Origin of the sequence: Paenibacillus sp. 32352 (genome assembly GCF_002042965.1) — a bacterium.
GTDB classification, from domain to species: Bacteria; Bacillota; Bacilli; order Paenibacillales; family NBRC-103111; genus Paenibacillus_S; species Paenibacillus_S vulneris.
In genome coordinates, this window is record NZ_MZNT01000004.1 from 263,134 (window position 1) to 276,949 (window position 13,816).

A 13,816-nucleotide genomic window follows, 5' to 3' on the forward strand; every position below is an offset into this window, starting at 1 on the left:
CGCTTGTTCTATCTCTATTATACCAAACATTTGTTCGCAGTCAATATATGTAAGAAAAAAAATAGACTTCGATCCTATCAAAGCAGGTCCGGATTCTACCAAATAAGCTGCAAGTGCTGCTATACTTCCCCCCATTTCGCCAAATGCCAAAAAAAGGTCCGCAGTTTACGGACCCCCTCACCTGTATCGTTCAGACATATGCCTTACCTTTCGTTAAAATACAGGGGACTCCTTTTCCAATTGCGCCTGGCTGAGACATTTTTTCCAGGTAACGGAGTCCGCGTTCGCATTTTCTGCATCGGCTGCACACATCTGAGGTAACGATTTTCATATTGAACTTGTTTTTATCAATGCTTGAAACGGGAGTGTTTTTCTTTTTGACTTTTTTGCCACTCATAGCGATCACCTCAACACTAGGGTTGATGTATACTATGTAGGCGGAAGCCGGATTGTACCCGCATAAAGCACGGCAGCGCTTATTATTTTCTAGATGAAACAGCTTCTCCATAAGCGGGGAAAACCGTCAATACACGATTCACGGCAAAAACCCTTGGTGCTTTACGCTCACAGCAATAAGCACGAAGCAGCATGTCGTCAACCGTTTGAATCCAAATCCGGCGCTGGGTCATAGCTCCCTTCCGATCCCAGTAGATGATGTGCACTTGTCGGCCTGCATACCTTTTAAGCTCCTTGAACAACCTGCCATCCCTCCATACAGAACATATGTTCCATTATATCCTGAGAGGACTTGGCTTATGCAATGGTAAATGCTGCATGGATGCTATAAATCCCAACTGTCAGCAAGCTGCACAAATCAAAAAGTATATAACAAAAGCCGAAACCTTCTGACGAAGACTCGGCTTTTGCGAATGTTACTGGAAAAGCGGCAGCTTAGGCTATCTTCTTGCGGGGAGAGGGGGCCCCAACCAGCCATCGACCGATAGGCAGCTTGCTCAAAACCACCGCTGTCAGCACCGATAAGAATGCGCATAGAAGGAAGGCCGCTACGGTCCTTATCGAAATATTTCCCCCTGGGAGCATATAATCCGCTGCACCGGTTGCGAAGGTAAGCATTAATGCATGAGCCAAATAAGCTCCATAGGAATGCTTGCCCAAATAATAGAATGTCCTGCGAAGCGCATCGCTAGTCCCTTCCTGCAGCCAAACCGCCATGATGCACATGGCTATGACGGAAAGCAGCAGAAATACGACCATAAAAGGCTGAAGCAGCAATGTCGCATTGTACTGAATCACGTAGCCGCTGCCGGTCGGAAAGCTGTGAACAATCTTGTAGAATAATACCAGACTGCAAAGAAGGTACAGCGAGAGCCAGACCGTTCTTGTTTTCATCATCCATGGTTTCCAGTACTGGATATTCAGACCGGCTGCGGCGCCCATAATAAAATAAAGCAAAAAGTACAATGCATTACGATCCGCGTATTCGGTGAACAAGGGCGTAACAACCGGAAGATGCCAGCTTTCGGCCGCGGAACTTATGTCACCTATTTTCGTAGTCAAGCCGATATAGGCAAGGCATAAGAGAATAAAGCCAGCCCTAAGCATCCAAGGCTTGGTTATCTCCCAAATGCGCAGCACACCTCTTTGAAGGAGCGGGAACAAAAGATACAATTGGATACTCATGACAACGTACCAAAGATGGTACGATGCTTTCCCCGTCACCCAGTCAAGCAGAATCCGCTTGCCTACATCCCGCCATTCGGCACCCAAATCTCCAAAAAAGATCGCATACAAGGTAGACCAGATCAAATAAGGCAGCACGATATCTTTAAACCTTTTGCGGATGAACGGAACAAAGGGAACCTTGTCCCTGTAATTATAGAACAAGACAAATCCGGTAATGAAAATAAAGATCGGAACGGCAAACTTCGCCGCTATAAGCAGCAGTCCGAGTACGGCGCCATTCTCTAGCCCCGTTTCGGGCAAATAAGCGTAATGGCCAATCGCGTGCTGAAGCACGACGGCCAGGAAAGCAAAACCGCGTAAATATTGAATTTCCTCAACTCTTGCCTGCTTGGACAAAGGTCTTTCACTCCTCTTGGTTGCTTAGCGGTTTGTGAAAAACCAGCCTCCTTAGTATATCACACATGAATCCTAAGCTTTGTTATCTCGTCGATTGGAAAAATTCGATCCATTCCCCGTCAGGTCCGTGAAAGAAGAAGTACCGCGAGCCGTTAGGCAGTGTAGTGATCTCCGAATCGATAAGCTTCACATCAAGCGACTGGATTCTCGTGAATTCCTCTTCGATATCGTCTGTAGTGAAGGCAATATGATGTACCTTCCCTTCAACGGGCAGCCCGTCATTGTACCCTTCAATCAGCTCCAGCTCCGTCTCGCCTGCTTGGCCGAAGCCAAGAAATGCAAGCCTCATCACGCCATTGGAATGAATCAGCGTATCCTTCAAGGTCAGTCCTACTATCTCTTGATAAAAAGTAATAGAACGCTCCAAATTGGTTACCATAACGCCGACATGCTCCATTTTGGTTCTTGCCATATTCACATCCTCCTCATTCACTTCCAATGGAATTCTTTATCAATCATGGTCCATATTATCGAAAAAAGAACCGGATGACAATCATTGAAATTGTCCCACCCTTTATATATACTAAAGATAAGCAACTATATTTTCTAAAGGAGTGAATCCCATGATACAAATCCATCCTGCCGATTCCCGTTATTCTTCCGACCACGGCTGGCTTCAAAGCAATTTCAGCTTCTCCTTCGGAGATTACTACGATCCGGAGAATACCGAATTCGGCCCCCTCTGCGTCTTTAATGACGATGTGGTTGCAGGACATCGAGGCTTCGGCGCTCATCCCCACCGCGAGATGGAGATTGTCTCCATTGTATTGAGAGGCCAGCTGCAGCACGAAGACAGCACGGGGCACAAGGCAGTCACCGGCTTCGGTGGCATCCAGCGAATGACGGCGGGGACCGGCATTATCCATTCAGAAGTCAATCCGGGAGATGAGGAAGTAGAGCTGCTGCAAATATGGTTCACACCGAATCAGCGGCAGTTAGAGCCTTCTTACGAAACGACGAGCTATGATCCTGCTCTAATGAAAAATCGGCTGCTTCCTATCGTTTCGGACGCATCAGGACCTCATATCGCACACATTCATCAAAATCTAACGATGTATTTATCGGAGCTGGATCCTGGACAATCGATCACATTCCGGCAAAAGCCGGACCGCAGAACGTATATCTTCGTGATAGAGGGCTCTTTATCTATTAACGAGTCGAATCATCTGAACCGCCGGGATGCGGCTAGAATCACTCATGAAACCGATCTGTCGTTGAATACAGAGCAAGGTGCGACGCTGCTGCTCATCGATTTACCATAAAAAGGTCATAAAGCCGGGGAGTGAACAAGAGGATGTCCAAAATTCATTTTTATATTAAGCATGCTATCGGCAGCCGTATGCTGTTCGATGTCAGCGGGAAGCAAAAGTCATTCTCTCTCGATGGAAAAGAAGGCGAGTGGATCTTTACAGTCGAGGATGTGGAGCCGGAGACGGCCGCGTTGGTGGAGAATAACATATGGAATCTTAATTTGTTTTATTTTATTGAAGAGCCTGGTAAGCCTATTCGGAAATATTGGTTTTATGATAAAGATAAGCCTCAAATTCATTATGACCTGGATTCGCGCAAGTGGACTATCCAGGTGGATACCAGAATGGAATACAATAACGAGAAAATTTGATCATCCGCTGTTCTCTAAGCGAACAAGGGCTTCCTGGGAAGCCCTTATAGGGGAACGAGTTCAAGGCCTGCTCCAATAAAAAATCCCGTAAGGTTCACGCTGCTGCATGAATCATACGGGACTGTTATGTACGCTATGGAATGATTGTGGTGCCGAAGACCGGACTCGAACCGGTACGGGGTCGCCCCCGCAGGATTTTAAGTCCTGTGCGTCTGCCATTCCGCCACTCCGGCAAACATGATGATGACCACGATCAAATTGCAATGGTGGTGGGCCCTGAGGGACTCGAACCCCCGACCAATCGGTTATGAGCCGACCGCTCTAACCAACTGAGCTAAGGGCCCACAAGATGGGTTTGGTTGCGGGGGCAGGATTTGAACCTGCGGCCTTCGGGTTATGAGCCCGACGAGCTACCGGGCTGCTCCACCCCGCGTTAGTTGGCTAGTTGTCTTAGCGACGAACTCAATAATACAATATAGATAGAAGAGTTGTCAAGAAAAAAATAACAAAAAATTTTATACGATGTAACGGACCCCAAAACGGCCTTTTTTGGAGCGGTACACTTCAACCTCTTGAGGGCACTCGTAGCCGTAAATCCACCAATCCTCTTCCATTCTCTTGGCAAGACAGCCAGCCTGAAATTTGCTTTCGTACAGCTTAGCCCAATATACCCAATTCATGTTCGTTCACTCCGATTAATTCATATTTCAGTGTGTTGGTATATAGCATATCCAAAAATCAATTGGCTTATTTTCCATCCCGCCCCTTTTTTATTTCTCCACATTTACGTAATAAACCCATAATATAGGAAATATCTTTTTGGGCTGATTCACGCACCTTGCGAACTTTCCGATATTTCATAATGATATTCTAAGAAAAAAAGAAGCTGCCCGAAGGCAGCCTCCTTGATGATATATGGATTATTGCTTAAATACACCAAGCAAACGTTTGGATTCACCGGCTTGTGTAGTAAACAGCTCATAGACGCGAATCGTCAGAGGTCGTTCAAACTGCTCGGTCGTGGATTCGAAAATAATGTTATTTTCCCCGGTTACAAGTCTTCCCGCACCGATAAACTTGCCAGTCGTTGTACCTATCAACCGACCGATAGAATCATAGATCTCAAACTGCAGCTTGGAAAAGCTTGGATCAACCTGAACCGATTCATCGCGGGTCAGCTCCAGATCAAATCTAGCTTTGTAAGAATAGGTTAGCGAATTACCCAGCCGGTTGAAAATAGGCGTGATCGTCCAGTAGGTTACTTTTGCCCCAAATGGGTATACTTTAAATTCATTCTCCGGCTCATCCGGCTGAAGGACAACGCTATAAGCCGCAATCGTTGTTTTGTACGGAGCTGCCTTCTGGGTATCCTGTACTTTTAATGCAAGCCCGTTACCCTGCTCTGAATTCGGTAGTGTATAAGAATAAGAGACAACCAGGCTGGAGTTCGGCAGTACGCTTTTGGTTGAAATGAGTTGGCGGTTGCCGCTATACGTATAGCCGTCAGCACTGACCAGATCCGTCTGGAATTCCGGAACCGCAATCGGCATATCACTGTTATTAGTTAACTTAAACTTGGCGGTTACATTCTTTGAGCCCTCTTCTTCATTAGCATCCATATGAAACTCTACCAGGGATACCTGCATGTTCGGATGAATCAAATCGCTCAAGCTGTCGAATTTCATGGCGCTGCCCATCTGATAAACCGGATAAGCCGTACCTGCCCCAGTAGACTGCAGTAAGATGTTCAGCCTTCCGACGTTATAATTGACCAAAGTGGGCTGTCCGCCGTTTCCGGATTGGGCAAACTTCTCCGGTGTCAGCAAGTTGATGCTTGAAAGCACCGTGTCATTATCGGTAGAAATAGCGTAATGAATATATTTTTGTTCCTTGGCTTCCAGCACGATGTCTCCTTGCTCGACTCTCTTGCCTGCATACACTTGCGTGTCTGACTTGCCATCCAATGTGAAGTCCGGCAGCGTCTCCCTTCCCTCCGACGGATTCTTCACTAACAGCTGAACAACTTGTACCGTTCCTTTATCGGTCATTTCCTTCTCAATACTAACGGGAGTGTATACCAGGGGAGACTCGAAGGATGCGATTTTGAAGGTCTCTCCCCATTTTTTGACGGCCATCGGATCGGTGATCGCCATATCGCTGCCCTTCCAGGACTGGCCGGCGATCGGAGCTGCTACAATCAGAGTTTCCGTTTTCGGATATACATAATAATCGACATCGGTCCAATTCACTTCGGACAGCGTCACGTTGTCCGTCCTGTCAATTACAGACATGTAGCTCAATTCCGTGTTGGCTCTTGGTTGGATAGACTTAGGGTTCGAGGCGCTGGGCTGCAGCGTGTACTCGACTCCGTCAGCGGTTTTGACGCGAAGCTCGTATTCAGGAACCCGGGTAATGGCTCCGCTGTTGTTTTTCATGCGAACGACAACGCCGATTCTCGTGCCTTCGAGTACATGCTCGTTCAATACACTCTTGATATCCACGCTCAAAGCATCGGTTAGGGTATAAGAAGCAGCCGGAGCCGCCAGATTAGCTGTTTCTGTGGGTTCCGCAGCCAGCGCGGTATAGCCTGTTGTCATTAGCGAGGTCGTAATGACGACGGATGTTACGGTCTTTTTCCAGTTCATTTTCACTTGGTTCTCCTCCAGTTCATGCGATTATTTCGCAAGCTCTACCTTTTCCTTATCTTTTAACTGATTCTGCCCGGAGATGACGAGCTGTTCCCCCTCTTTCACTCCCGAGATCACTTCCTGCTCCGCCTCGTTCAGACGGCCAAGCTGAACCTTACGCTTCTCTACCGAGTCGCCTGCCAAGACGAATACGAAGGTATCTCCACCCTCACGTACAACGCTCAAGGTCGGTACCGTAACAACCACTTGGTCCTTCTCCTCGGACAGCAGCACCTGAGCCTTCATGCCAGGCTTCAGCTTGCGGTCCGCATTCGGCACTTCAAGCTCGAGGGAATACGATTTGGACTGAGCGCTCATCACATCGGCCAAATAGCTCACCTTGGCTGTTTGCTTATCGGTCGTGCCCGGTACGTAGAAGGTAAGCTCCTGCTTCCCGCGGATCATGTTCGCCGCATCCTCCGTCAGCTCCGCTTTAATCTTGATCGGATCAAGCTGCTGAACCTGTGCCGCTCGGAAGCCCGCTTGCAGCGTCATTCCTGTTTCGATAGGGAGATCCGTCAACACACCGCTTACCGGCGCCTTTACTTCCATATTGGATAACGTCCGGTCCGCTTCCCGGATGGATAGCTCAGAAGATTGCAGCGACTGCTCCACCTGGGATAAAGAATTGGTCGTATCCAAAGTTTTCAGCTTTGCTTTGGAGTTTTCCAGGTCAAGCTTAAGATTGTTAAGCTGACTTTCCATTTGCTCCAGCTGGAACTTGGTGACCAGCCCCATATCGTAGTCGTTGCGCATTTTGCTGTAATTTTTCTCAGTATCCTTTATTGAGGTTTCCAGCTTGGTGATCCCGTTCTGAAGCTCTTGCCGGGAGTTGACTAAATCCTCCTTGGATTTCACCAATTGCTGCTGGCTGCCGGTTAGCGAGATTTGAGCTCTTTCCTTTTGCAGCTGCACGTCGGTAGGATCGATCCGGAAAATAACCTCGCCCTTTTCTACCGAGTCTCCCCGTTTTTTCAATATTTCCAGAATGTCGCCGCCAACCTTGTTCACGACATCCACTTGAATGGAAGAGGCCACGTCGGCTACCTGCTCGAGTGGATCTCCGATTTTTTTCTTTTCAATCTTGGCTGTTTTAACGGTCTTGATTTTCGTTTCAGCTGCACTTGCCTCGGGCTGAGCCGCAGGCTTGGAAGTACACCCCGCGATCAGTGCCGAGCTGATGACTACGGCCCCCATGACTTTGGTGCTTTGTTTTAGCGTTTTTGCAAATGTCGGATTCATTAGCTTCTTCTCCTTTTCCGAGTTCCCGATTAATTAGCTCCGGAAGCAGCGTTCGCTTCCAACGTGGCTTTATTTTTTCTGAACATCTTTCCAAACCTTTTTTTGATATTATCGATCATGATATAAACGACAGGCACGACAATCAAAGTTAGCAAGGTAGACGTTGTTAAACCGCCGATAACAACTACGGCGAGGCCTTTCGATATCAAAGTTCCTTTGGACAATCCCAAGCCGAGAGGCAGCAAAGCTATAATCGTTGCTCCCGCCGTCATAATAATTGGACGAAGACGCGTCAACCCTGCTTCAATCAGCGCTTCCTTCACTTCATAGCCATCTTCACGAAGCTGCTGCACTCTATCGACTAAAACAATCGCATTGGTGACCACGACTCCAATCAGCATCAGAAAACCAATCAAGGAAGTGATGTTAACCGATTCGTGAGTAACCAGTAGCCCTAGCAAACCGCCGATGGCGGCAAGCGGTAAGGAGAATAGAATGGCAAATGGCGCGCTGCCGTTGCCAAAGGCCAATACCATGACCAAATAGACAATAAAGATGGATGCTCCCATAGCGACAAACATTTGGCTGAAGCTCTCTTGAATGTCGTCGGAAACCCCTTTGACCTCCGTTCTTACACCGGAAGGCAGGTCAACGGTTTTCAGTGCTTCGGCTACTTGCTTGCTGATACCGGCCTTATCGACATTATCGATCTTGGCTGTAACCTTCACATACTGCTCTTGCATTTCCCTGGTTATGGCTACAGGCGCATCAATTTGCCGAACCTTGGCTATTTCATTCAAATTGATCGTTGCCCCGGTTGGCGTTTTAACCTGGAAACGCCCGATTTTGTCGATGGAATTTTTGAAGTTCGGATCCAGCATAATTTTCGTTTTAAATGTAGTGTTATCAAACTTCAGGTCGCCAATCTTCTCTTCGGCCAGCCAGCTGTGAACGGATTCGTTAACTTGAGCCGAGGATAAGCCGTAAATGCGCGCTTTATTTTGGTCAACGCTGATTTCCACTTCCGTTTTCGATTCGCTCAAGGAATCTTTAATATCAATAAGGGCCGGGAACTCCTTCATCTTCTCCTTAACCAGCTCCGCACCTTTGGAGAGCATGAGCAAATCATCGCCCTTCAGCATATAGGAGAAATCCGCTCCCCCGGATGGCGGCCCGCCTGAGCTCAAAAGCTGAACCTCCGCCTCGGAGCCTTTAGGCAGCATATACAAGATCTCTTCCTTCAAATCCTTAACAAGCTGTTTGGCATCCGTGGCCGGCGACGCTTCCGCAAACATGGAGCTGCGGTACGGAATCCGATCCTCGCCTTGATCATAACCGATCAATGCATCGAAGTAGACGAACGTAGGTTGACCTGCCGGGTCCTTAGAGGCCAGCAGCTTAGCTTCGATTTCCTTTACTTTCATATCCATGCTTTCGATGGTCGTTTCACGGGGCATCTTGATCGTAATTTGCATCAGCTTATCCGTAGAGCTCTCCGGCATGAACGAGACTGCCAAGAACGGTACGGTACCTGCGATGGTGACAAAGAACAGCAGAATGGCAAGGAAAATCGTTTTTTTCCTGTTACCGAGAGACCAGAGCAAGATTCTTTTGTAGCCAAGCGAAAATTTCCCCATCTGATGCTCGTCATGATGCTTGAATTGCTTGCTCCTAAGCACCAGCAGCTTCGCAAGCATAGGAATGACAGTCAAGGCTACGAGCAAGGAAGAGAGCAGAGCAACAACAAGTGTTATCGCAAAAGGTCGGAAGATTTCTCCGAGCACCCCGCCGACGAAGGCAATAGGCCCAAATACACCTACGGTCGTAATGGTCGATGATGTAATGGCTGATGCCACCTGAGAGGTTGCCAGCTTAATAACGGACTCGTTACGCTCCTGAGCTTTTTGCAGCTGGCTGTAAATATTCTCTATAACCACGATACTATCGTCCACGACACGCCCCACAGCAATGGCCATGCCGCCCAGCGTCATAATATTAAGAGAAATGTCTAGCGGAGCCATAACGAGCAGGGTCACCAGAATCGACAGCGGAATTGATACGAGTACGATAACGGTCATCCGTACGTTTCTTAAAAAGAGCAAAATCATAATGGACGCAAGAATCGCTCCTAATCCGCCTTCGCGAACCATACCGTTGACCGATTCTTTAATGTCGGTAGCACTATTGTAGATGGTGTGGAACGTAATGTTGGGGAAGTCCTTTTTCCACTGCGCCATCAGCTTGTCGGCATCGGCTGCGAATTCTACGGCATTGGCATTTTTCGTTTTGTACAAGTTAATGCCGATGGCCGGCTGTCCGTTCAGCCTTGATAAGAAAGTCGATTCGGTAATCGCCTCGACTTTAGCTACTTGCTTAAGCAGCAGGGTGTCGCCGTTTGGCGTCGTGATTTTCATGTTTTCCAGGTTATAAATGGAGTTCAGATCGCTTCTTACCCGGACCATTTGCGTGTTGCCGTTGAAATCAACGGATCCAGCCGGGCTTGTGAGCAATGCGGCTTTAATACTGGAGGAAACTCCGGATGGGGTCAAACCATAGTTGTTGATGGCATTGATGTCAAGCTTCATCGTAAGCACTGATTCCTGATTGCCGATAGAATCAACGTGATCGATGCCTTTCAAGGAGTTAAATCCCGGAAGAATCACATCCTTGTAGACTTTATCAAGCTCTTCCTGATTCATTCCGTTTGATGCATAAGCGGATAAATAGTATACCGGCTGCGACGCAAAACCAAATGTCTGTACCTTCGGCTTCTCCGAGCCTTGTGGAAGCTTGACGTTGGCGATAAGACTCTCCACGTCCTTCTTGACGTCTTCCGGCTTCTTATCCTGTTCAAGCTCGATGACGATGGATGAGAAGTTATCGCTTGATGTCGACGTCAGATTCTTCATCCCTTCCAAGCCGGCAACCGCCTTCTCCAGCGGCTTCGTTACGTCCTCCAGAACGTCCTTGGGGGGAGCTGTGTATTGAGTGTTAACCAATACGACCGGGAACGAAATATCCGGCATGCTTTCAACCTTCAGGCTGGTAGCGGCATAAATGCCTCCTCCAAACAGCAGAAGGACGATGATGATGACGGCCGTAATGTTTTTCATTGAAAACTGGGTTAATTTATTCATCTCTACTCCTCCATTACATTAACTGAACCTTTAGACGAGGCGCTTTTCATTACCCCTTCATTTTTTTTCATAAATTTTGGTCTTTTTTCATACCGAAGACCCTATTCTAATTGAGTGAATATTTGCCGCCTTCGTTGACTCCATTCCTCCTCCAGTCCGTCAAGCCGATTCAAGAACATTTCGTACATGGCCTGCATTTCAATAAAGCGTTTTTTGCATGCATCATGGGATGCCCGCTCATCCTCTCCGATCTCTTCCAGCTGCTCGAAAATATGTAGTGTATGTTCTACTTGTTGTTGAATTCTCTTCATCTTCTGTATGTTCGCTTGCAGGGCCGTCATGCAGATATCGTCGGAGATAAAATAGTAATCCTTGCGATCGTTGCTTGTCGGAATTTTATGGCACATCATATGCTTTTCAAGCGTTCGCACCTGTACACTGATTGCCGCTTTAGTCACTCCCAGCTCATCGGCCATTTCCTGCAAGCTTACAGGCCTAGGAGCAGATAACAGGAAAGCAAAAATTTTACCAACCAACGGGCTGAAGCCTTCCGCCTCAAAAGAGAGAGACATATGGTTGCTAATGCTTTGCTTCAAGGCAGCAAAAGACGGATGCGGTGGTTTCATATCACTCTTCCTCACTGTTGTTTATTATCGTTAAGAATGTTGTTAACGATAATAACATAATTCGTTTTGAAAAATGTGTCAATACTTCCAAGACAAATTTAACCATTCATTTATAAATGGGTCCAACTCTCTCTTAACAATCGCTTCAAAACGGCAAGCTAGCCCCATTAATGGCACAAGAAAAAACCGCCTTGCTATGCTTATACGCATGGACATAGGCGGTTTTCAACTTCAGGATTAGTCCGTTGTAGAGAACCAATCGATTTTTTGGGAAGCGAGCAATTTCTTTTGTCCTTGATAGGAATCGTAAACGCTAAGCTTGTACGTCTTTAATGTTTCTAAATGGAAAATAAGGTCCTGGTCCTGCTCTTCAATAACAAATTTATCCCGCTTGCCGAGCCTGATTTTGGTATCCTTATTCGTCTCCGTATTCGCGGAAGCATCAACCATGTCAAAATCCTTGAAATCAAATTCCCGCGTGAACGATTTGTTGCCATTCTCATCCTCGAGACCGATGATCAGCTTGCGGCCTTCCGTGTTGGTTTCCATCAATAAGTTCTTAGTCAGCTCGTAATTGAAGGTAACCTTTAATTTCTCCCGGTCGAGCCACGTGTTAATTTTATTAATAGAAAGCGTATAAGGCAGCAGGTCGATATCCAATAAATTATCCTTGACCTCGAAGTTCTCCAAAGGAAGCCAGAAGCCGACGGCATTCACATAAGCATCTGGTGCATCCTTACTTGTAGAGAATTTATTATCGGTGACAGCTTCGCCGATCATTACATTCATATTCGAGGTCGGGAACCCTTTGGGCAGCGTGCTGGACAAAATAAGCAGCGCTTTTCCTCCCGGGGTAATCTTATTCTTGATCTCCGAAACCGTAGCGGGATAGACGGAGCCATCCGCTGTCTTAAATTGCGCCACCAGCTTCGTGACATCGGTATAGCGCTTCTCCAGGTTGACGGCTTCCATCTGAACCGTGAAAATATCGGCTGTATCTCCGGCATAGGTTTTTACATTGCGAACCTGGTAGCTTGCGTTTCGTCCGATATTGATATTCTTGTACGTCTCTCCGACATTGTAATACGGCATGTTCATCAGCTCGGAACGATGGGCGAATTCCAGCAGATCCTCGGTTTCCTTCTCTCCGGTTTTCTCCTGAAGGACAAGCTTTACCGTAGAGAATTGGTAGGTGTAAGGCATCTTGCCAATAAATTGAAAGGTGCTGGAGCCGCCAACGGGAAGTCCTATTACCTTGTCGGTCTGAATCAGCTTGGCCTCTACCTTCACCTTGTCATCGAGGAGGAAATGGCCGGTCAATTCCGGAATGGGCAGCGAATTCTCGCCCTGGTTCATTAGTGTAATATTCGCGGATAAGATGTCCTGATCCTCCAACGGCAGACGCTGAAGGGAATTCAGCTTGGTGGTATAGGTTCCTTCCTTGTTCGTAAATTTGTACTCGATTCCGGTATCAACGCTATCAGGCTCCGATACCTGAGGCAGCTCGAAATAAGCTATAGGCAGATTCAGCTTTAGGTCCGAAGCGTTCTGAATGATGACAAGCTGCCATCCTTCCTTACTGACCTCGACTGGAATCGAACCTGTCATTTCGATCTCTTTCTTTACCTGCGGGTTAATAACCAAGTCCTTCATGTTCTTGGCGTCGAGCGGGTACATGTAGCCTTCCTTGGTTCGAATTAAAAATTGATAAGCAGGCACGGCCGCAGAACGGTTTCCGACGTTCTCCATATTCAGCACGACGGTAGGAGTCACATTCTTCTCGTTCTTCGTCATGAATATTTTTTTAATCGAGGTTTTGACCTCCGTGCCCGCCATATTAATGTTATGAGAATCATTGACCGGCGTAACCACGGAATAGTTGTCCGGTACGGCAATCTCACCTATGCTGCGTTCAAAATTCGGCTGACTGAAGTCCCATTTGATAAATTCAAAGATCAGGTCGGTCAGGTCCGTATTCTCGTTCACAGAGGCATAGAAGCTGATATCCTGAACGGATTTCGGCGTTATCCGGTTCTTATCTTTATCCTGCGGCAGAATGCGAACGGATATTTGGTTGCCGGATTTTGTCTTCAGGTGAGGCCAGTAGTCGATAAACAGCAGGTCGCTATTCCCCTCGTTATGGACGCTCACCGTAAAAGTAACCGTCTTGCTGCCCTTTTCCGGCAGGATAGTAACATTCTTCAATTCAAAATAGCTGTCGGCCGTCACCTTTACTTGCCCCAATGCCGGAGCTGACCCGGTGGACAAAACATTGGATGTGTTGGCCGGCGGGTTACTGCTGTCGTCGGCAAAAGCCGGGACAGCAGTACTTAAGGTTAAGGCCGCGCTGAGGAGCAAAATCTGGGTCGTTTTCTTATTTATTTTCATGATGTCTGTTAGCCT

At 47.3% G+C, this 13,816-nt stretch carries 12 protein-coding genes and 3 tRNA genes; 2 read left to right on the plus strand and 13 right to left on the minus strand.

Annotated features, from left to right (window positions below; translation table 11 throughout):
• Positions 1-190: 190 nt before the first annotated feature.
• From B1728_RS36760 to B1728_RS11880, 4 genes are all read right to left on the minus strand, one after another.
• The gene (locus tag B1728_RS36760) at positions 191-397 is read right to left on the minus strand and encodes a hypothetical protein (RefSeq protein ID WP_079910422.1); all 207 of its coding nucleotides are present in this window, start codon (positions 395-397) and stop codon (positions 191-193) included.
• A gap of 82 nt (positions 398-479) precedes the next feature.
• A complete protein-coding gene (locus B1728_RS11870) occupies positions 480-698 on the minus strand; it encodes a hypothetical protein (protein WP_079910423.1) in 219 nt (72 codons plus the stop codon).
• Positions 699-891: 193 nt separating this feature from the next.
• Positions 892-2,040, minus strand: a complete 1,149-nt coding sequence (locus B1728_RS11875) for an acyltransferase (protein ID WP_079910424.1) — start codon at positions 2,038-2,040, stop codon at positions 892-894.
• Between the two features lie 82 nt (positions 2,041-2,122).
• On the minus strand, positions 2,123-2,512 hold the full coding sequence (locus B1728_RS11880; protein WP_079910425.1) for a VOC family protein: 390 nt from the start codon (positions 2,510-2,512) through the stop codon (positions 2,123-2,125).
• Between the two features lie 151 nt (positions 2,513-2,663).
• Here B1728_RS11880 and B1728_RS11885 point away from each other — a divergent pair, with 151 nt between their 5' ends.
• Together B1728_RS11885 and B1728_RS11890 are read left to right on the plus strand one after the other, a co-directional pair.
• Positions 2,664-3,362: a pirin family protein gene (locus tag B1728_RS11885; protein WP_079910426.1), complete on the plus strand. Its 699-nt coding sequence runs from the start codon at positions 2,664-2,666 to the stop codon at positions 3,360-3,362.
• Between the two features lie 32 nt (positions 3,363-3,394).
• The gene (locus B1728_RS11890; protein ID WP_079910427.1) at positions 3,395-3,721 is read left to right on the plus strand and encodes a hypothetical protein; all 327 of its coding nucleotides are present in this window, start codon (positions 3,395-3,397) and stop codon (positions 3,719-3,721) included.
• Between the two features lie 147 nt (positions 3,722-3,868).
• Here B1728_RS11890 and B1728_RS11895 read toward each other — a convergent pair.
• The 9 genes from B1728_RS11895 to B1728_RS11930 form a co-directional block, all read right to left on the minus strand.
• Positions 3,869-3,954 (minus strand) — tRNA-Leu (locus B1728_RS11895).
• A 34-nt stretch (positions 3,955-3,988) separates the two neighbouring features.
• Positions 3,989-4,065: transfer RNA gene (locus B1728_RS11900), tRNA-Ile, on the minus strand.
• Positions 4,066-4,077: 12 nt separating this feature from the next.
• Positions 4,078-4,154, minus strand: a tRNA-Met gene (locus tag B1728_RS11905).
• An 82-nt stretch (positions 4,155-4,236) separates the two neighbouring features.
• Complete coding sequence (locus tag B1728_RS36260; RefSeq protein ID WP_179135985.1) at positions 4,237-4,401, minus strand: hypothetical protein; 165 nt, start codon at positions 4,399-4,401, stop codon at positions 4,237-4,239.
• A gap of 240 nt (positions 4,402-4,641) precedes the next feature.
• Positions 4,642-6,366, minus strand: a complete 1,725-nt coding sequence (locus B1728_RS11910) for a hypothetical protein (RefSeq protein ID WP_079910428.1) — start codon at positions 6,364-6,366, stop codon at positions 4,642-4,644.
• Positions 6,367-6,396: 30 nt separating this feature from the next.
• Positions 6,397-7,650: an efflux RND transporter periplasmic adaptor subunit gene (locus B1728_RS11915; RefSeq protein ID WP_079910429.1), complete on the minus strand. Its 1,254-nt coding sequence runs from the start codon at positions 7,648-7,650 to the stop codon at positions 6,397-6,399.
• Between the two features lie 29 nt (positions 7,651-7,679).
• Complete coding sequence (locus tag B1728_RS11920) at positions 7,680-10,787, minus strand: efflux RND transporter permease subunit (RefSeq protein ID WP_079910430.1); 3,108 nt, start codon at positions 10,785-10,787, stop codon at positions 7,680-7,682.
• Positions 10,788-10,888: 101 nt separating this feature from the next.
• Positions 10,889-11,413, minus strand: a complete 525-nt coding sequence (locus tag B1728_RS11925; protein WP_079910431.1) for a GbsR/MarR family transcriptional regulator — start codon at positions 11,411-11,413, stop codon at positions 10,889-10,891.
• A 237-nt stretch (positions 11,414-11,650) separates the two neighbouring features.
• Positions 11,651-13,801: a hypothetical protein gene (locus B1728_RS11930; RefSeq protein ID WP_079910432.1), complete on the minus strand. Its 2,151-nt coding sequence runs from the start codon at positions 13,799-13,801 to the stop codon at positions 11,651-11,653.
• Positions 13,802-13,816 lie beyond the last annotated feature (15 nt).